15 protein-coding genes and 1 pseudogene are annotated in these 19,426 nt (G+C 44.8%); 1 reads left to right on the plus strand and 15 read right to left on the minus strand.

The annotated features are described in order from the left end of the window. Window positions 1-110: 110 nt before the first annotated feature. The 13 genes from L3V30_RS10015 to L3V30_RS10075 all read right to left on the minus strand — a co-directional run bounded on the left by L3V30_RS10015 (window position 111) and on the right by L3V30_RS10075 (window position 15,325). Window positions 111-1,544, minus strand: coding sequence for a chain-length determining protein (locus L3V30_RS10015; RefSeq protein WP_006742947.1), 1,434 nt, complete (start codon window positions 1,542-1,544; stop codon window positions 111-113). Next, window positions 1,541-2,665 carry a glycosyltransferase gene (locus L3V30_RS10020; protein WP_237308845.1) on the minus strand — a complete coding sequence of 375 codons (1,125 nt, stop codon included), beginning with the start codon at window positions 2,663-2,665 and terminating at the stop codon, window positions 1,541-1,543. The genes L3V30_RS10015 and L3V30_RS10020 overlap by 4 nt, the downstream gene beginning before the upstream one ends. Window positions 2,666-2,780: 115 nt before the next feature. Continuing rightward, a complete protein-coding gene (locus L3V30_RS10025; RefSeq protein WP_237308846.1) occupies window positions 2,781-4,145 on the minus strand; it encodes an O-antigen ligase family protein in 1,365 nt (454 codons plus the stop codon). Beyond that, a complete protein-coding gene (locus L3V30_RS10030) occupies window positions 4,142-5,572 on the minus strand; it encodes a lipopolysaccharide biosynthesis protein (protein WP_237308847.1) in 1,431 nt (476 codons plus the stop codon). The genes L3V30_RS10025 and L3V30_RS10030 overlap by 4 nt, the downstream gene beginning before the upstream one ends. Then, the gene (locus L3V30_RS10035) at window positions 5,565-6,737 is read right to left on the minus strand and encodes a glycosyltransferase family 4 protein (protein ID WP_006742943.1); all 1,173 of its coding nucleotides are present in this window, start codon (window positions 6,735-6,737) and stop codon (window positions 5,565-5,567) included. Before L3V30_RS10035 ends, L3V30_RS10030 begins: the two co-directional genes overlap by 8 nt. Window positions 6,738-6,748: 11 nt before the next feature. Further along, window positions 6,749-7,933: a glycosyltransferase gene (locus L3V30_RS10040; protein WP_182036582.1), complete on the minus strand. Its 1,185-nt coding sequence runs from the start codon at window positions 7,931-7,933 to the stop codon at window positions 6,749-6,751. A 155-nt stretch (window positions 7,934-8,088) separates the two neighbouring features. Further along, window positions 8,089-9,159 carry a glycosyltransferase family 4 protein gene (locus L3V30_RS10045; protein WP_237308848.1) on the minus strand — a complete coding sequence of 357 codons (1,071 nt, stop codon included), beginning with the start codon at window positions 9,157-9,159 and terminating at the stop codon, window positions 8,089-8,091. Then, window positions 9,134-10,657 (minus strand): sigma-54 dependent transcriptional regulator, encoded by a 1,524-nt coding sequence (locus L3V30_RS10050; protein ID WP_237308849.1) that lies wholly within the window; start codon window positions 10,655-10,657, stop codon window positions 9,134-9,136. Before L3V30_RS10050 ends, L3V30_RS10045 begins: the two co-directional genes overlap by 26 nt. 277 nt (window positions 10,658-10,934) lie before the next feature. Continuing rightward, complete coding sequence (locus L3V30_RS10055; RefSeq protein WP_005394262.1) at window positions 10,935-11,315, minus strand: Hpt domain-containing protein; 381 nt, start codon at window positions 11,313-11,315, stop codon at window positions 10,935-10,937. Between the two features lie 11 nt (window positions 11,316-11,326). Then, on the minus strand, window positions 11,327-12,013 hold the full coding sequence (locus L3V30_RS10060) for an AAA family ATPase (RefSeq protein ID WP_053807396.1): 687 nt from the start codon (window positions 12,011-12,013) through the stop codon (window positions 11,327-11,329). Next, a complete protein-coding gene (locus L3V30_RS10065) occupies window positions 12,013-14,115 on the minus strand; it encodes an SLBB domain-containing protein (RefSeq protein WP_237308850.1) in 2,103 nt (700 codons plus the stop codon). The genes L3V30_RS10060 and L3V30_RS10065 overlap by 1 nt, the downstream gene beginning before the upstream one ends. Further along, a complete protein-coding gene (locus tag L3V30_RS10070; RefSeq protein ID WP_046875254.1) occupies window positions 14,112-14,978 on the minus strand; it encodes an OmpA family protein in 867 nt (288 codons plus the stop codon). Before L3V30_RS10070 ends, L3V30_RS10065 begins: the two co-directional genes overlap by 4 nt. A 26-nt stretch (window positions 14,979-15,004) precedes the next feature. Then, entirely contained in the window at window positions 15,005-15,325 is a 321-nt protein-coding gene (locus tag L3V30_RS10075; protein ID WP_005394270.1) for an STAS domain-containing protein, read from the minus strand. Between the two features lie 423 nt (window positions 15,326-15,748). Between L3V30_RS10075 and L3V30_RS10080 the strand changes: the two are divergent. Then, window positions 15,749-16,583: pseudogene (locus L3V30_RS10080) on the plus strand (DNA ligase). A gap of 15 nt (window positions 16,584-16,598) precedes the next feature. Here L3V30_RS10080 and L3V30_RS10085 read toward each other — a convergent pair. Further along, on the minus strand, window positions 16,599-17,597 hold the full coding sequence (locus tag L3V30_RS10085) for a DUF3080 domain-containing protein (RefSeq protein ID WP_237308851.1): 999 nt from the start codon (window positions 17,595-17,597) through the stop codon (window positions 16,599-16,601). Window positions 17,598-17,730: 133 nt separating this feature from the next. After that, window positions 17,731-19,101, minus strand: coding sequence for an MATE family efflux transporter (locus tag L3V30_RS10090; RefSeq protein WP_065646737.1), 1,371 nt, complete (start codon window positions 19,099-19,101; stop codon window positions 17,731-17,733). Between the last annotated feature and the right edge of the window lie 325 nt (window positions 19,102-19,426).

Genomic DNA, 19,426 nt, shown 5'->3' on the forward strand with positions numbered 1-19,426 from the left:
TTATTCTCAATTTGAGATTCATATTAGTGGAAACCTTATGCAGAGTTAGAATAAGCACAAAAAGAAAAGCACTCGCTGAGTGAGTGCTTGTAATAGAGTGTTAACGGCTGTTAGCTTCCGTATACCACTTTAGGTAGAGTGGTGATCACAGGAACGCCAAGATGCTTTTCTAATGCTCTTTTAGAGCGGATAGAGTTATCTGCTAACTCAAGTATCGTCGCTAATCCAATGCCCAAACCCGCACCACCGATAAACCCTAAAATGACAAACACAAAACTAGGTAAGTTAGACGGAATGGTTGGTGTGAAAGGTTCATCAATGATTTTCACGCGTTTATTCTCTTCAAATACGCCAAGTGAACCAGTTAATTGAGCCATTTCATAACGCTCTACAAGGTCATCATACATCTCTCTTTTTACCGCGACATCACGAGCTAGGCGGTTAATTTCTGTTGCGGTGCTACCAAATCGATGTGCATTACTTTCTAACTCTTGAATCATTGTTCGTAAGCTATTGGTTTCTTCTGTGAGGGCTTCAAAGCGTCCGCGCATAATTTGCAGTTGGTGAAGCTGAGAGACCAGAAGAGGCTGAGCTTCTCCAAGACTGTTTACGGTGGTATTGCTTGCGATATCCCAAAGTTGGGCGCTGTTTAATTCCGGTTGTTTAGAGTTTAATAGTACTGAGCGCTCTTGCTCCAAGCGGTTTAACTCTCGTAGCTTGCCTTGAACCATGCTATGCGCCTCAGTGTACTTGGCGCGAAGCAAGGTGAGCTCACTACGAATGTCGATGATTTGTTCTTCAAGCTTACCGATAACCGGGTTGGTTTTAGAAAGTTGTTGGTCCAAACTACCTAGGCTTCGGGTAACACCAGCAAGCTCCGCTTCTTTTTCTGCCAAGGTTTGTTTAAGGCTTGCCAGACGAGTCAGGCTTTGTGCTTGCATTTCAGGCGTCGCGTGAGAGTAAGTATTCTTGTATTCCGCGAACGCTTGCTCTGCTTTATCCAGCTCTTCTCTGCGTTTATTAATATGGATGGTTAAAAAGTGACTTGAATCTTTAATTGAAGATCGTTCAGGAGCCAAAAGCTGTTCGACAAAATGTTCACTGACGGAGAGTAACATCGACTCCATGCCATTCGGTTTGCCACTTCGTAGTTGGATTTGAATGAAGTCCTTACCGAGCTGCTGAACAGACAAACGCGACGCGAGATCTTTAATGATGAACTCTTGCTCCTTGGCACTCATTTCGTCACTAATCAGCGCTTGTTCTTTGGCAACTGAGTACAAAACATGTCGGCTTTTTAGTAGGGTACTGAGTGCGCTCAATCGATCTTTCAGCATAGTTGAGACGGCAAGGTCTTGAAGGAATGGGTTCATTTTCGCTGTCTCTTGGATAAGCATACTTGTATGAGCGACATAAGTCGTCGGAACCAGTTTACTTACGATGAAACCCAGCACAGGCAATACAAGCATAGGAATAACGATCATGTAGCGACGTCTCCAAGCACCATGTAACAGTACGCTGAGGTTTTCTCTTAAATCGTTCATAGCGCCCTCACTAATTTATCAACTTGGTTGGCTCTTGCTTCCCAGCTTTGCTGTTGAACAAATGACTTTGAATCTGTCGGTGGCGGTAGGAGGTGATCGAGACTGGCACGTACGTCTTCGACATCTTGAACCACATGAAGCATATGTTTGTAGGGCATTAATGCAGGAAACGGTGTGCTGATAACAGGGGTTCCTGTTGCCAAGTACTCAAGAAGTTTAAGCGGATTACATGCCTTGATTTGAGCGTTATCAACAAAGGGCAACCAACTGGCATCCCAGTGTTGGGAGTAACGTGGCAGAGTGTGATGCGCTCTCGGGCCCAGGTAGTATATGTTGCTTCTTTGTGGAAGCGGATTATCACTGAACTCGTTGGGGCCGATGAACACGAGATCCCAGTCAGGCGCTTGGTCTGCGACTTGGGCAATTAAGTCGTAGTCTAACCATTCAGACAAACTGCCATAAAAGCCCAGCACTTTGCGACCATTATTAGGAAAATCTTCAGCCTTAGGTGCTGGCTCAGAAAACAGACTAAAGTCGACACCGTGAGGCAAAGTGACGGTTTTACCAGATGTAAATTGAGTGGCGAGTTTGTCACTTGCTGTAAAAATCACATCAGCCGCGTTAACCAGTGTACGTTCATGCTTGGCAACCGTGTCGTGGTCAACACCAGCTAAAGCGCTAAAGTCATCGCCACAATAGTAAATTAGCCCACGTGAATTCATTTCCGCACAAACATCTGCGGCCGTCGGGAGCGATGTCCAAAATATAGGCTTATCAAAACCAAGAACGTGTAATTTTTTATTGAGCTGGTATTTCATCATCTTAGCCGCTACTTTTCTTGCCAGCGCAGAACTTGGAGCAGGAATAGTGAGTAGGTTAATGGTGTGAATATTTGGGTTTATTGCAGACTCTAACGTTGGCTTATGCGATCCAGCGTTATTAAATACACGAGTGAGCTTGTTTAACGCACGTTGCATGTCTTTAGTGGTCAGCCTAGGTTGACGCAGACCGATTGAGTTAACCCAAAGGATGCGGTGGCTCGTTGCTAGTCGTTTGACAATGTGTTGAGTGGAGGAGGGTAACCCGCCAAAATCTTCTCCAAATACTACGATGTCTGTCATGTGGCTCTCCTTGAGTCTTTGTTATTTGATTACTAATCAAGAGAGTAATCACAATACGTGCCAAGGATTTATTTGTTATAAAACAGGTGATTGGGCTTTCTGTTGGTATTTGAAATTAGGGTTTCTCATTTTGACAATCACTTTGAACGATTCGACTAACGACTACCGTTAATGCCGCCAGAATGTATATTGGCCAAGTGAAACCTTGAGTGAGGAAGGTGCCTGATACGATGGTCCCGATCAGCCCACTTAAGACTGCATTTGCTCCAACAGATAGGGTGTAATCCGAGGTTGGCGTCAGTAGTGAAATAGAATGCAAAGAGGTTCGAATCAATGACACAATCAATGTAATGAACACGGCGAGTCCAACAAACCCCGTTTCCGCTAATACGCCAAACCAAGTACTGTGTACGGCGTGATTGATGCCATCCCAGTGAGGGCTATAGAAATAGTAATTAAAGTAGAAATTATCAAGCCCAACCCCAGTTAACGGATGATGGAGAGCCATTTTAAATGCGGCTTCCCACGCGTAAAGTCGCCCCATCGCAGAGGCATCTATACCATCCTCGGCTGCGCCACCCGATTCTCGCCCTGAGATACCAGCAAATGCGTAGAGTACGATGGCTGCTACGGCGCCTAGTACTAAGACTAACGTTTTGCTTTTGATGTGCTTAAAGGCAAAGTACGCAAATACCGATAAAGAGCCTAACAAGCCTCCGCGGCTTTGTGTCTCAATAATCGCAAAAAACAACACCAAACAGGTAACAAGTGCGAAGAGCCGGAGATGCTTAGGTGAACGTTTCTCCATTAACTGACTAACGGTAAAGGCGAGGGGAAACATTAATACCAGCGCCAAGTCGTTCGGATCGCCGAGTACTGAACCTATGGAGCGTCCAATCGATACGCGCGTCCCTTCGACTAAATCAATGCCATTCGCTGCGTTTTGTAATGCGACTAAACCAATCAACAATCCGGCGAAAATTATCGCTTTCGACATTTGTGCTAACTGAGCCGGTTTGGTAATAAGCCAGGTGATCGCCAATGTCATAATGATGATTTTCCAATAGGTATTTTTGAAAACTGTAATGGCAATGTCACGACTGGACGCAAAGACGATGCCGATGATCACCAACCCCCAAAATATGCACAGCCATTTTAATGAAGGGTGCCAAAAAGCAGTAAGCTGGCGACTTATCAAAAGGTGGAAAGCAAGTGCGGCCAGTGCCCCCAATGATAGTAGCAATGGGATCTTAAAGTTATAGATAACGGGAAACGCTTCATGAATACGAAAGAATGAAAAAATAACGAACAGCGTGACAAGCCAAAACGTTTGGTTGAGAACGAACAGTAAAGCCAGCGGGGCGAAACATAATGCGACAATCAAAATAGGGTGAGGCATAACAATCCAAAGCAGGCCGATAAAGACGGTAATCGTCAGCGCTGCGATGGACTGCTTTCTTCTCACCTTGCTTTCAGTCATAACGAGTATCTCTTCACCTGTCCACGCCATTTCACCATGTATCGAGTGAGCGCATTTAGCGTCTCTTTACTCATATAGCGAGTGGCTATCCCTGCCAGCAAAGTGCATGTCAAAATGCAAATTGCGATGGCGATGCCTATTGATTGTGAGGAGTGAAGCAGGAACAGTGCCACACCGGAGATAATCTGCAATAAAACCATCAGACTTAGGTGAAAAGGCAACGGCATGCATTGTTGGCCTACCACATAAGTAAGGCCAAGCTTACACAGTTGAGCGTAATAAAGCGCAATGAAAACTCCATAGATACCCAGGGACGATAGGCCAAACAGCAAAGCAATTGCAACGCATGCTGAGACGACATTAATACCCAGTAACCAGCGAGTACGACGCTTGTACAAAATGGAAATATTAATGAGCTCGCTCCACTCTTTTAGCATAGCGATAGGCAGTAAGAACAAGCTGAACAGTACCGCCTCATGATAGGTTTCTGGTAACAGGTAAGTGATCATCACCATTGCTAATGTGCCGACTGCAACACTTAAACCGGTAATGTAAATCATGCCTAGATGAGTGATGCGCACAGCTTCTGTACTCTTACGACCTTCTAGGTAATTAAATCGACGTGGCATCCACCACATGCCAAATGGCTGAACTAAAATACACATGCCAACCGCAAATTTTACGGCTATCGCGTAAATCCCTAAGGTCGCAAGTGAGGCGTTCGCGCCGATGAACCAGCGTTCAGCGCCATTGAGACAAAACGCAACCAATCCAGCCATCATCATTGGAAGACAGTAATTTAGGTATTGTTTCGCCACTGTCAGATTTGGCAGAGTCATGCTGTAGCGGTTAATGATGTGCAGCCAGACAAACTGAGTAATAGCAGCCAACAAGCCACCCCATAAAACAGAAATAACATGTGGGTGAATAGACAGTGCCGTGATGATGAAAATGACCTGAAAAACAGTGGTAGTCACCATGACGTTAAGTAGGGTTCTTGCTTTGTCGTCCTGTGTTCTCAACCAAGCTGTGCCGATTGCGATACTGCCTTCTAGAGCGATAGCAAACATAACAATAGCAAACTCGACTCGCGTAAAAGGTGCAGGAATAGGCGCGAGCATAATGATAGCGAGTAGGCATAAAGCCACGATGCCAGCGATGAATAAAGCAAGTGAGTACAGCTGGTTTAGAAGGCTTGTGCGCGTATTTTGATCCTTTTCAACCCCGACGAATCGATACAGCGCTTCATGCAAAGCGAAACTGACGAATAAGGTTGTGACAACGCCAAAGGTGGTAAGCAGTTCAAGCTTGCCCATTTGTTCTGGTGAGAGAAAGTGGGGCAATACAGGCAGCATGATTAAGCTGATGCTTTTGTTTATCACTAACGCGATAGCGAACAGCGACATGTTGGTCATTGCTTTAGACATGGTCATATCCTTTGATGTATCGCGGTGTTTTGAGTTTACAATCGCCATTCGGTGCGGATTCTGCTGCAAGGTGCTGAGCGATTGGCAGATAACAACGTTCGGCCGTATAAAGTTGAGAAACGTTGAGTGCTTCGATACCCATTGTCACTTTCATCCATGGAGACTCATTCAAAAGGCGAATTGCGTTATGTAACGACGCCACATTGTTTGGTGTGTACTTGATGCAATTGCGGCCATGCGTCAATACGCGATCCCAGTAGCTATCATCATGTGGGATGACGATGCACATGCCTGCTGCGAGAGCTTCTAAAATGGATAATCCAAAAGGTTCGTTAACACTGGTGGAAACAAACACACCACACTGAGAGCGTAGGTCATCGAGGTTATCTGGGCATTCATGCCATTCAACACCTTTTGTGGTGAAGTCTGGTGTTGAATATTCCACACCTGCCACATTTGGTTTGATGTAACACACGGTAGATTTGATCTCTTTTGTCTTATCAAGTGTTAAAGCATCAAGAAAAAGATCGATGTTCTTCCATTTTAGTAAGCTGGCCGCCCAGAAGACGCGGTTTGAAATCGGATTTGCTTGTTTTGGCCAACGGTCTCTCGATAGTCCGTTAACAAACGTAGACGCATTCAAACCACACCAATAGCGTTCAGTGGCTGGCTTCTCTGTTTTGAGGTAGACCTGTAAGGCCTCTAGCATCGATTCTCGGGTGTTTGCCAAGTAATAAATTGCGGATGCTTTTACCAAGCAGTAGCCGGAAGATCTTGAACGACCAACTGGACCATGAACCATTTGTACCACAGGCTTTTTGCTGATTAATCTTAGTAAGTACAAAGGCATATCGTTACTTGGGCAAGATAGACCTAAAAAGCTATCTATCTTTGGTAGTTTCATGCACGCAAAAATCAGTTGGATAAAGTAATACGCGTTCATTAACCAGTAAGTGAGGCCATGAGTGGAGCTCAGTGGTGATGGTTTGATTTTGATAATCTGCACACGAGGCGTATCGCTAAGTAGTGACTCCCAATGCTCTGGATTCGTGGTCAGCAGATAACCAATTACGTTCAGTTTATCGCACTGTTTGAGGAGCTCTGCATTCGCAATTTTAGAACCACCTTGCATTGGGATTGCGTCGAACATTAATACACGTTTCATGACTGGCCTCCTCAATTGATGCTCAACCAGCGTGAAAGAGGCTTCATGCAGTGAGTCATTGGCATTGGTGTAATACTGTTGCTCTCAAGCTCACCTTCATAAATACGTTCAATGGCGCTTATGGATGCTGCAGTCGTGAGGTTTTGGCTAGCATGAAGATAGGCGTTTTCAGCTAGCTTGTTTCTTAGCGCTGCATCTTGCATGACTTGTTGGATAGCGTTTAATAAGCCTGCCATTCCACTATTCTGGTACAGTAGCGCAGAGTGATTATGCTCGAACAACTCAGGAATGCCTCCTGTTTTAGGAGCCACGATAGGCAGTTGAGCTAAAGCCGCTTCCCCTAATACGAGACCAAAGGCTTCCTCGTAGGCGCCGCTAATAAAAGCGTCTGCATTCCCAGACATCCATGCACCAGCATTGCTTTTTTCCCCGACAAAGTGGACTCTGTCTTGGATACCGAGATCCGAAGCAAGTTGTTGCAATGTTTCTCTTTCCTCGCCATCGCCAACGATAACAAGATGAGGATTATCGTGATGGTAATTGTGCATGCGCATAGCGCGAATAAGGCGGTCGAATCCTTTTCTTTTAATCAACGAACCTACCGAGAGAAAGGTAAACGCTTGTGGAGGTATTCCGAGGTGAGCCTTGATATCAATGGGCGTATCAGAGTCTTGAAGCGATACACCGTTGTGCACAACATAAAGCTGGTCTTCTGGGTAACCGTCCTGAATAATTTCACGACCGACATCTTTACTAACGCAAATCAATTTTGGGGAGAGGTGTAGCCCAAGAGAGAAGCGATCTCGCAATGTATAGTGACAATGAAGTTGGGTGACAAGTGGTATGTGATTCATGCGTGCAGCCAAACACATCCATTGACAAGGGCCACCGCTATTAACGTGTACCAAGTCGATATTGTGTTTTTCGATCAGTGCTGAGCCTTGTTTGATAAGGCTATTCCATCCGCTAATATCCCAGCGAGGCGCACTCCAGCCACCAACGAGATTGAAAACAGAATGTTCCGCTTCAATTCCGAGCGATTGACACTTATCGATTAGTGGCTGGCAGTTTGACCACACGAATGGCTCAAACTTATCACGGTCAATCCCTGAGATGAGATCCAGAAGTACCACTTCACTGCCGCGAATCCAGTTATCACCATAATGAACATATAGAATGCGTTTTGGAGTAGTCATAAGTCACCTCTGTCTCATCATTAACTTGTGTTAACTGCTGAGTTGCAACAGAGATGCCAAAATATGCCATTAGTTTATGTGTTTGAATATTATTAGATATTTGTGCTTGGCCTTAAGGGGGTAAGCAATATTCTCATATTGAGAACCAATATGGCTTATTGCTCCGTTTCAATTTGATATTTTCGTAGCAATACAGGAATAACGTTTTGCGCCGAGAAATCATCAATAATGGTCTGCCGAGCGTTTTGACGAATGTGAGATTGCTGCACTTCATCAAGAGACATCCAATGTTTAAGGCATTGAGCGAGAGATGGGACGTCATCGACAATAAAGCCATTTTCGCCAGTTTGGATAATATCGGGCAAGCGACCCACGCGTAGGCTCATCACTACTATTCCTCTAGCCATTGCTTCAAGCGCCGCCATAGGCAGGCCTTCATAGCGAGAAGAAATTACCAGCACGCTAATGTTTTTCCAAACGGTCTCCATTTCAGTTTGATGACCGAAAAATATCACATTTGAAGGGGCAATGTGGGCGAGTGATTCTCTTTCGGGTCCATCACCGTAAACACTAAACTGCAGTGTTGGGCAGAGCTTAGCCACTTCGATAAATTGGTCGGCACCTTTTTCTTGGCTCAATCGGCCGACGAAGGCGATTTCTTGATAGTTGAGATTACAATCGGGAATCGAAACAAAGTTATTCAGCAGTTCCGAAGGGAAAATGACTTTGCGCTGAATGCTTGGGCTGACGGAAAAGCAGTGGTTAGAGAGGTAGCCTGAACTTCTATCAAGCCAATCATAGAGCCACAGTTTTCCCGAGGATGATTCTCCTGCATGATAAGTTGAAATCAAGCGAGGAAATGTGCGCGTGAGTAGCTTGGCACAGCGCGCCAAGATTGACGCTTTGTAACCGTGGGAGTGAATGACCGATGGTTGGTGATTGGCGACCGCGCTTGTTAGGTGTTTGATCTTTAATGCCTTATGTGGCTCACCAGACAAATGGTTCAAGTAACTCACAGGGATAGTGGATTCTTCTGCTTTTTCTACAATCTGTGCTGGTGGCGAGTACTCAGTCGCTAAGACAACACGTGCTTTGTGCCCAAATGTCATTAATCCACGAGCAAGCTCTATGACGTGACTTTCGATACCGCCAAACAGGCGGCTATCAAGAAAAATCCAAATTTCACCAACGTCAGGTTTCTCAAGATTGTTCGAGATTAATTTCATCCGCTTCCCACGCTTGTTTTTTTCGGTAAACCGTAGATGGGCTTAGCTCCAGCATTACGGCGGCATTGAGTACGTTGCCATCACAGTATGCGATTGCGTTTTGAATCGCCTCACGCTCCACTTGCCACATAGGGCGAATGGTTCCATCAGAGTTAAAGTACGGCGAGGCAGCCGCTGATGATTGTATGTTAGGTTCCGGTGTCGGTATTGACGGTTCTCTAGCGGGGGCCGATTGTTCCTCAACATACACTGGTTGGGATGTTATTGTTGGAGGGGGTGCTGGCTCTTGAGTTACATGTGCGGGAGTGGATGTTCTCACCGTTTTAGACTTTCTAGTCAGTTGAGCGGGTAGGTGATTCACCGTGACTTTTTCGTCATTATTAAGCACCACAATGTTACGTATGATGTTTTGTAATTGCCTTACATTACCCGGCCATTCGTAATGCTTGATGATATGTTGAGCTTCGCTGTCGATTGTTGAGAATTTCTTTTTGTCCTGTTTGGCATAAGTGGTCAAAAAGTGCTTGGCTAGCGTGACAATGTCACTTCCTCGCTCGCGTAGGGGGGGCATATCGATAGGTATTACGTGTACGCGGTAATACAAATCTTCACGAAAACGACCTTCTTCCACTTCTGTTAATGGATCTCGGTTGGTGGCACAAATGATTCGAACATCCACCTTCATCTCTCGAGTGCCGCCAAGCGGTGTGTAGGTTCCTGTTTGAAGAAAACGGAGCAACTTCTTTTGCATCTCAAGTTCCATTTCACACAGTTCATCGAGAAAAAGCGTACCACCGTGAGCCAGCGTCGCAGCACCTTTTCGGTCTGTTGTGGCTCCGGTAAATGCGCCTTTAACGTGGCCAAAGATCTCACTTTCCATTAAATCTCGTGGGATAGCCCCGCAGTTAATAGCAATAAAAGGCTTGTCTTTACGATCGCTCTGACGGTGCACGGCTTCAGCACAGACTTCTTTACCTGTGCCGCTTTCACCCACAATAAAGACACTGGCAGATGTTGGAGCAACGGCATCAATGGTTTTATATACCGCCTGCATTGGGAGACTTGAACCGATAAATCCGTGATAGTTATGGCGATCAAACTTGGACTGAATGTTTTCTACTAAATCTTCCAATTTGGCGCGTTTGAGGTGTAATGCAACAGAAGTTTTTAGGCGATCGGCGTTAATAGGTTTTTCTAAGAAATCTTCCGCACCTTTTTGAATTAGGTTAACGGCTAAGTCTACGCTGCCGTGCGCTGTAGCAATAATAACTGAGGTAGGAATGTCATTCTGGTTGATCCAATCCAATACGTCTTCACCAGACATATCGGGCAGTTTCAAATCGAGAATGATGAGTTGAGGTTTGCTTCTTTCAATAAATTGAATTGCTTCGCGACCTGTTTCAACATGAAAAATGTCATAAGGTTCGTCTTTGACATACTGCTTATAAAGTATGGCTAGTGAAGTAGAGTCTTCTACCAGTAACACCCTTGGTCTCATAGTCCTATCCCAACGTAGTTCGTTTCACTTTTATGTTTTTTTGTCAGCACTATTATTTGTATTTGGCGTGATGAGCGAGTTATATGACTTAGTGCTCTCTAGTGCTGAATATTCTCAATTTGAGAAAAGCGTTATCTAAGTATTAGCACAAGGTGGGAAATTTGCGAAAAATCCATACTTTTTAATTGATTAAGTTAAATTGTAAATGTCTTAGATGATATCGGCATCGCACTTTAATAAGTGCGATGATTCATAAGATAATTTATCATTGAAACTGTTACTCGAACCCTTGATCTTTTCGCTTTTCTAGCGCGTCAAACGATTCATTGGCCAGCTGGGAGAGAGACTCACAGAGAGCCAATGCTTCTAGTGTTTTTCCTTCCACACAATATTTCTCAATCATTCTTGCTTGTCTGGAAAGCGTTCGGTTACCTAAAGCAAGGGCAGAGCTGCCGAGTGTATGAACTTCGAACTCTAATGTTTGGAGGTCTCTCGCGCTTAATGCTTGCTCTATTTTCTCCATGCGCTCTCGTGACTCTTCAATATAGTGTTCAATCAGCGTAGGGATGATTTCGGCGCACGTATCTTTGATCATTTGCTGGAGAATGTGTTCATCCACCAATTCTTGTTCGATAGTCGGTGTGTTATTTGCAGTCATATTGGCGCTCCCTATAACATAAACAGTTCACTTTTCTTAATTTGTTGAGATATCTTTTCTTTCCACTTTTTGGGTAAAAAGCGTAGCTTGGAAACTTGGCGGATCAACTCATCTTTCAGGCTAGGTGTATGCTTCATATTCAGCACGGAACCAATCAAATTCGCATCGCTAGCATCAAGTAGTTTTTTGGCTTGTTCGAGTTGGGTTGCCGTCGTAGAGCCATAATGTGCGACTAATAAGGTGGCATCACATACGCCCGCAATCACTTGAGGGGCAATATTGCTTCGGTTGACACTCAGAAGTGGAGATGTGTCTATCACGACGCGCTCGTATTGCGTTAACCACTCTGCAATATTGCGCTTCAGCATTGTCGGGTCTCGGTACGCCAATTGAGTGCTGGCGAGAGATGGAGCAGGGAGACCGACTAAGGTTTGATGCGTATTTTCTCTTGTGATCAGGTGGCCAACTTTTTCGGCATCATCAAACTCGTGAATGGTGCGATAAGCGGGCTTGAACAGGTTAAGATCCACATACAAAGTATTGTGCCCAGCTAAAACCAGACGCTCTGCTAGAGATGAAGCCACGGAAGTGACGCCGTCTTCAGACTTACAACCCACAACACAAATCGTTTTGTGGCCTTTCTGTTCACTCTGAAGATAAATTTGCTCAATCTCAGCGTGAGTGGCAGGAATAGTCATTACAACGCTCCTATTAACACGATGGTTGTGGTGATTTGTAGAATATCTCTTAATCCGGCTCTCGCTTTTTCAGCAAAGCTTTCGTCTTTATGTGGAATGTAAATAGTGTCGCCTGCACGGATGACTGGTAAATCATAAATGTTGGCGGTTTTGCTAAATTTCACCAAATCAAATGTTCGAGCTTGGCCCTGACAGCAAGACATGTTGACCACACTGATTTTTTCAAGATACGCATTGTTTGTCGGGCCTCCTGCTTCGGCCAGCAAGTCAAGTACCGTCATGTTGTCATTAAATACATAGCGCCCAGGGTCTCTTACTTCACCTAATACACGCACGGTGGATTCTTTGGAGCGATCCAACCAGTTTTTGTTTTTTTCCGGAATGTAAATGGTATCGCCGGGACGAACGTGGGGCAGAATAGACTCATCGCCCGTTTCAAAGTACATCGACAAATTCAATTTACTCACTTTGGCATAGCCTAGGCCACGGTGCGTCACACGAATATTGTGAATATCGGCATCCATTGTTGGTCCATCGGCGGCAGATAAAATATCCAGAAAGTGCATCTCTTCGGTAAAGCGATAGCGGCCTGGGGCATTGATTTGACCGAAAACATATATCGAGGCATCAGAGCTCTGGCTTACCCATTGCGATTTGTTGTCTGATGGATCGTCAGGTAATGCATGGACTCTTACTACCGTGCCAGCAGAAACTCGGGGCAGATTCGATGTTGGTGAGCCATCTAAAATGTATTGATCTAAATCGAACTGTGTCATTTGACCATTATTGGCGACTTCAATTTTGGTGGTGTCAGCTCTACGTGTTGGGCCGCCAACATGCGCAAGCAGATCAATTAAATCCATTTCGTCTGACCATTCAATACGTCCCGGGCGCACGACTTCTCCCATCACAGCGACCGCTCGACTTGGCGCCACTTTTAGCCATGACTTCTCGTTGAAATCGGTTTTCTCAGGGACGAAAATCGCGTCGCCAGGTCCGACATTCGGTGGTCTAACCGAAGACAGCCCCTCGGTATGCGCGGTTAGGTCGAATTTGATGACCTTACCATCGGCTTTTATGACACGAATTTGGCGAGATTCTGCATAGCGAGTAGGCCCGCCTGCATTGGCGAGAATATCCATGAAGCTAGCGTCTTGCTTTCCTTCATACGCGCCAGGGTGGGCAACTTCACCCATGACATAAACCACATTTGCACCCGCTTTGATTTCTTCTTCCTGTTTTGGAACAAAGATGGTGGCACCCGGTAGGATTTCTGGTAGTAAGCTTTGATCACCCGTATCTAGATACTTTTTCAGATTAAACATGGTTGGGTTGTTATTTGTGATCACGCGAATTTGCTCAACACTGGCATATCGTGTTACGCCGCCAGCTCTCATCACGACATCAACGAGCGTGGTGTTCGGTTTGTAAGAGAATGAGCCGGGAGCATTAACTTCACCAAAGACTTTGATGGCACGAGCGGAGTCTGCGCTGTCGCCTGAGTTCGCGAGTTTTGCTGCATCAAATTCTTGCTCAATATTCCCAACGAGTGGAGATGCTGGAACAAACAGTACGTCCAGCGATTCCAATTTCGGGAGCTGGCTATTGTCACCAGTATCAAGGAAACGTTTGTAGTCAAACTCGATGTTTTTGTCGCCGCGTTTAACGATCATTTTATCGAGCTGAGCACCAGCGCGAAGGCCGCCAGCTTCGTATACAAACATTTGAATGTTGGAACCTGAAGGTAAGGTATATTCCCCGGGTTTGACCACGTAGCCTTGGACCGACACTAATAACTGTTGTTGTTTGATAAAGACTCGAGCGTTGTTTACGTCACGATACACGGTTTTTAGCGTTTCGATAATCACGTCTTGGAGCTGTTGCTCATTATATCCAGCAACAAATACAGGGCCGACTTCCGGTAAGTTAATACGCCCACGGCGATCGACTTGAAACCCTTTATTTAAAGAAGCTTCTCCAGGTAGGTTAATCTGAATTAAATCGCCGACCTTAACAGTATTGTTTTCATCAGCTGACGAAGTAGGTACCCAAGCGACCAAGCACAAAAGAACTAAGGTGATAAATGGTTTCATCGTGTTCATAGCGCACCTCCTACAGATAGATTGCGATTTACTGAGGTATCGCTATCTGAATTAGGGCTAATAACCTCGATGCTTACGCGGCGATTGGTTAAACGCACGGCAGGTGTTTCACCCTCATAAAGCGGCAGGCTATCTCCCACAGATTTGGTGGTTACGCGTTCTGAAGTGATGCCAAATACAGTCAGGTAACGCTTCACTTGTTCTGCACGCGCTTGAGCGAGTTTCTGGTTGTAATCTGGTGAGCCAGTGACATCGGCATGCCCAGTCACCACAAGAGTTAGGTTAGGGTGGTCACGTAAAATGTAGGCAGCTTCTGCCAAATGTCCCATGTACTTTGGATTAATTTCTGCTGAATCGACAGCAAATTGATTATCAATATTGAGGAGTGCATAAATTTCAGCGACGACGTTCAAATCGCTACGCAATGCTTCAATATCATCGGGTGGCGTACAAGTGGTTTGGCTTAATACATAGTCGAGTTGCTGTTCAAGTTGGTTTAAACGTCGACGCTGAATCACTAGGTCGTTAGCAGCATCGAGTAGAAGTCCGCCTTCTAACTCACGTGCGATTCTGTTTTGCTTCTCAAGCGCCTGCACTACTGCCGCAGGAAAGCACCAGCGTGCGCCTTCTTGAATCAACGCGTCTAGGTGTAGCTTGGTGAGTTGCCAATCAAACCTCAACCCATGCTCTGGACCTAACGGTTCATCGGGCATGACTGGGGAAAACTGATAATTTTCAATTGAGATATCTTGATAGTTTTCCGCCAAGCCACCTTTTCCGTGGTCTGGGTAGTCAAACGACGAACAACCAAACATGCCGACAACAAGACCGCTTACTACATATCGTCGTATAAGATTTACCATGCCAACCTCCGTTTAAACCGGTATTTTTAGTGTCCTTTTGAGTTAACGGGAATAGCATGGTTAATACGAAGCAAGCTCATGATTTCTAAAGGTTGGCCTGATACGTTTTCAATACTCATGCTTCTTTCACGTTCAACTAGACGCTTATATAAGTAAACAATGGCACCAATCCCTGAAGAATCAAGAAATTGGACGTGCTGTAGGTTAATTTCGACTTCTTTGTGATGATTGTCGTGAATTACTTCATCAATGTGATGTTGTGCTTGTCGACAGCCACTTGCGTCTAAGTCACCAAAAAACTCAATGGCTAATTTGTCTTGATTAATTTCTAGTTTGCGTAATTCCATGACTCTATCTCCGTTTGTTTTCTCTACTTGGATATAGAGCAGGTAACGTGCCAGATTTAAATGCAAATAAAATCAAATAGTTATGATTTTTTGTTGATGTCATTCAAATTGAAAAGGAATAGGTTCTCAATTTGAGAATCAAAAACGCATAGACAAACGGCTTGTTCAGGAGAGGTGTCGAATTAAGATCGTTCGCTAAAGCAAGAGTCTCATCGAGATTAGGTTGTGACTTGATTTGAGACTCCCCCATCTTATTGTGAACAATGTGTAAATATTAAATGCAAAATCTGTCTAAAGTTTATGATTGTCCTTGCAAATCATTACTTAAGTTGATTGTTCTGAGTCGAAGAATGACTAGTAACAAATAGGTCATCGAGAGGAGTTACGGTTCAATAAAGGCGCTTTTTTGTACAAGGTCTTCTTATGCCATTAAAAATGACATTAATCGCGCTGGCTGTTATGACAGCGTCTTCGCAGCTTCAAGCTGATACTTCTCTCACACCTCCAGTTTCTCTTGCGCAAAGCTATCAAGATGGTATCGATGTATCTGAATACTGGTATAGCGAAAAACTCGACGGCATTCGCGCCTATTGGACCGGACAACATCTCGTGACGAGAAATGGTAACCGAATCTACGCTCCAGATTGGTTTATAGATTCACTCCCTGATTATCCGTTAGATGGTGAGCTATGGGCGGGACGAGGCAATTTTCATCTCGTACAACAAACGGTTTTGGATAAAACGCCTGTGGAGTCAGCTTGGCGAAACATTGATTTTATGATCTTTGATATGCCGTATTCTGCTGGTGATTACCGGAAGCGTTATTACAACATCAAAGACTTAGTGCTCGAAGTAGACCAACCTCATATCAAATATGTCGAACACCGAGCGATCCAAAATGAAGCTCACCTGTTTGCGCAATTGGATAAGATTTCAATATCCGATGGTGAAGGGGTGATGCTACGTAAGGTATCAAGCTGGACGTGGTAGTGATTTACTTAAACTGAAACGATACGCGGATGATGAAGCGCTAGTCGTGGGCTATAAACCAGGCACGGGGCGTTTATTGGGTATGATGGGGGCGATGTTAGTTCGCTTACCAGATGGTACAGAGTTTTACATCGGTAGTGGGTTTACCGATGAAGTACGCCGTCAGCCCCCGAAAATAGGTTCAACCGTCACGTTCAGGTACAATGGTTTTACTCATACTGGTAAACCACGTTTTGCCCGATTTTTGCGTGAGAGGCTGAAGGAATAGAACGCTCTGCACTTACTAGTTGCCAACGGTTACGCCGCACCGCTTGAAGAGACCCTGCCAAAACTGAACGTGGTTTAGGGTTTCTTGTCTAAAGGTTTTGTGTGCTTCTTTTATGCCATATTGATGACCATGAAGTTGCATACGCTTTTCTATCAAGGTGGCGCCATCATGAAGTTGCTGATAGGTACTGTCTAAATAGGCTAAGTAAGGTTGCACTTCTTCAACGTAAATGGATTGAAAGACATTTCTTAGGTAGCGGAACTGGGTGGTGTCTCTGTTCGGCCCGCACAATACATTGCTCTGATTCTGCTCAAGTAACTGAGTCGTAGCTTTTAGCCAGTGAGAAGCGTTTATTATCGAATAGTAAAGTCGTCCGATTAAACGAGATTTCTCTAGCTCTTCTTGATACTGCACAACCTCAATATCGGGTAGACGTGAAATGGCGCGATGAGGCAAGCCGTACATTTCACTGAAAAGGCGATAGACGTCGTTAATACGTGCAACATCATTTGCTGTTTCTTGAGATAGCCAATCCGACGCCGTTAGCTGCTTTTGCATTGCATCACTCGCGAGTAGCAAGTTGTCAAGATGAGTACCTAAATGTTGCCACTTAGTCGAATAAAGCTCTGTCAATGTCGCGCGTTCTTCATCGCTAAGTGGAAATTCGGATAAACATCGATTCATGACTCGTAACAGTGAAGTTTGGTAATCAAAATCATGAAAGGCATCCTGCACCTTTCCAAGTTGCGAGTTTTTCTCGGCAAGTAGATTGAATAATCCACACTGGCGTAATTGGTAGCTTTCTAGTAAACCAATCGATAGCCTTGGAAGTGGCTCGAATAAGTCACGTTTTGCAGGTATGGTCACAGTAGGTTGCGATTCGATTGGAAGAGTAGGAGCGTCCAACACATTGGCGACACGTTGGTGATACTTGTCAAACATGGCGTTTTCTGGGTTGAACCAGCTATCGCAACCGTTAAGAAACAAGACTAATAACAATAAAATAGACCGCACAAATATCCTTTTTATAACTTCGTATTCGTCACACTGAGAGCAGGCTAAACTGGCTCACAAGCTTGTTATAAGTATACTCAACAGCGTTATTATTCGATCAAAAAAGCCAGCGTGTGCTGGCTTTTTCTTATGATCACTGAACTGAAAAGTTCAATTGCACCTCTGGTTCTTGGCGATGCATCCAGCGCATTCTTACCCCTAACATAAGTGCGGCAGAAGAAAGGCCGATGATAAAGCCTAGCCAGAAACCTTGCGCTCCCATTGGCTCGACGATCCAGTCTGTGCGGCCAAGGACGTAACCCATTGGTAAACCAAGAATCCAGTAGGCGATAAACGTACGGTTGAAGATGGCTCGCATATCTTTATAGCCACGCAGTGCACCTGCCGCGATTACCTGAACTGCGTCCGTACATTGATAAACAGCAGCAAATACGAGCAGTTGCATCGCTAGAGTGATGACCTCTGGGTTGCTAGTGTAAAGTTCGGCGATCCATTCACGAGACAATACGGTTAATATCGCTGTAAGAACAGATAAACCTAGACCAACCATTATGCCCACTCGTGAAGCAACGCGAGCGCCATCTACGTTTTCTTCGCCAAGTCGATGGCCGACACGAATACTCACTGCGGCACCGATACTCATTGGAAGCATAAATACCAACGAAGAGAAGTTAATCGCAACCTGATGCGCAGCAACGATGATTGGTCCTAATGGTGATACCAATAATGCAACGACAGCAAATAGTGTCACTTCAAAGAACAGCGCTGCTGCAACAGGAAAGCCGAGTCTGAACAGACGAACTTGCGCTTTCCATTGTGGTCGATGCCATTCACCAAATAAGTTGATGCTTTTAAGTCGATCTGATGTCATTACATAAAGCAATAGTAGGGCAAACATGACCCAGTAAACAATCGTGGTTGCGACACCACAGCCAATACCGCCTAATTCAGGTGCTCCAAACTTGCCATACACGAAAATCCAGTTTAGGGGAATGTTGAGCAGTAAACCGATAAAGCCAATGACCATTGCTGGTTTCGTCAATGACATACCATCCGTAAAGCTTCTAAGCGTTTGAAAAAGCAAGAAGGCAGGGACTGCTAAGATAACAGCATGAATGTACCCCACTGTTTTTTCTGCCATCAGCGTTTCAACATCCATAAATCCGAGAATAAATTGGGTTTGAAGCAGCACTGCAATAATCGGCACACTGATCAACAATGCCAAAACGACGCCTTGTTGAATTTCAAACGGGATTTTTACTCGACGACCAGAGCCATTTAACTGTGCGACAACAGGGACTAACGCCATTAACAAACCCACACCAAATAAAATGGATGGAAGCCAAATACTTGAAGCGACAGAAACCGCAGCCATGTCGGTGGCACTAACGCCTCCGGCCATAACGGTATCAACAAACCCCATACCAGTTTGAGCAACAGATGCGATCAATACCGGGGTCGCCAATTTGATGAGACTTGATGCTTCTTCTTTATAGCGATGCACGAAAAATACTCCAGAGCGGAACAATAAGTTGAAAGAATGAGAGCGCTCGAGGACAAAAGATGTGGTGAACTGATCTGATGGTTGATTTTAGTCACGATAAGGTGAAAAAATGCCTCGGAGAAACTCCGCGCAAATGATAAACAATTGTATGTTTATATTCCATAGTTAGGTTGCGAATAGTGGATAACACTAACTTAATGCTCGCTAAGCTCAGGGTACGCTAATACTGAGAGCTGTAATAAATCATGTTAATGTTAGAAGCATGTATGAGAACAAGGCTTCATTTTTCAATAGGTCGTTGCTCTATAATCTACAGGTTTTATCT

It is taken from the genome of Vibrio sp. A1-1 (genome assembly GCF_021728175.1).
Taxonomy (GTDB): Bacteria; Pseudomonadota; Gammaproteobacteria; order Enterobacterales; family Vibrionaceae; genus Vibrio; species Vibrio diabolicus.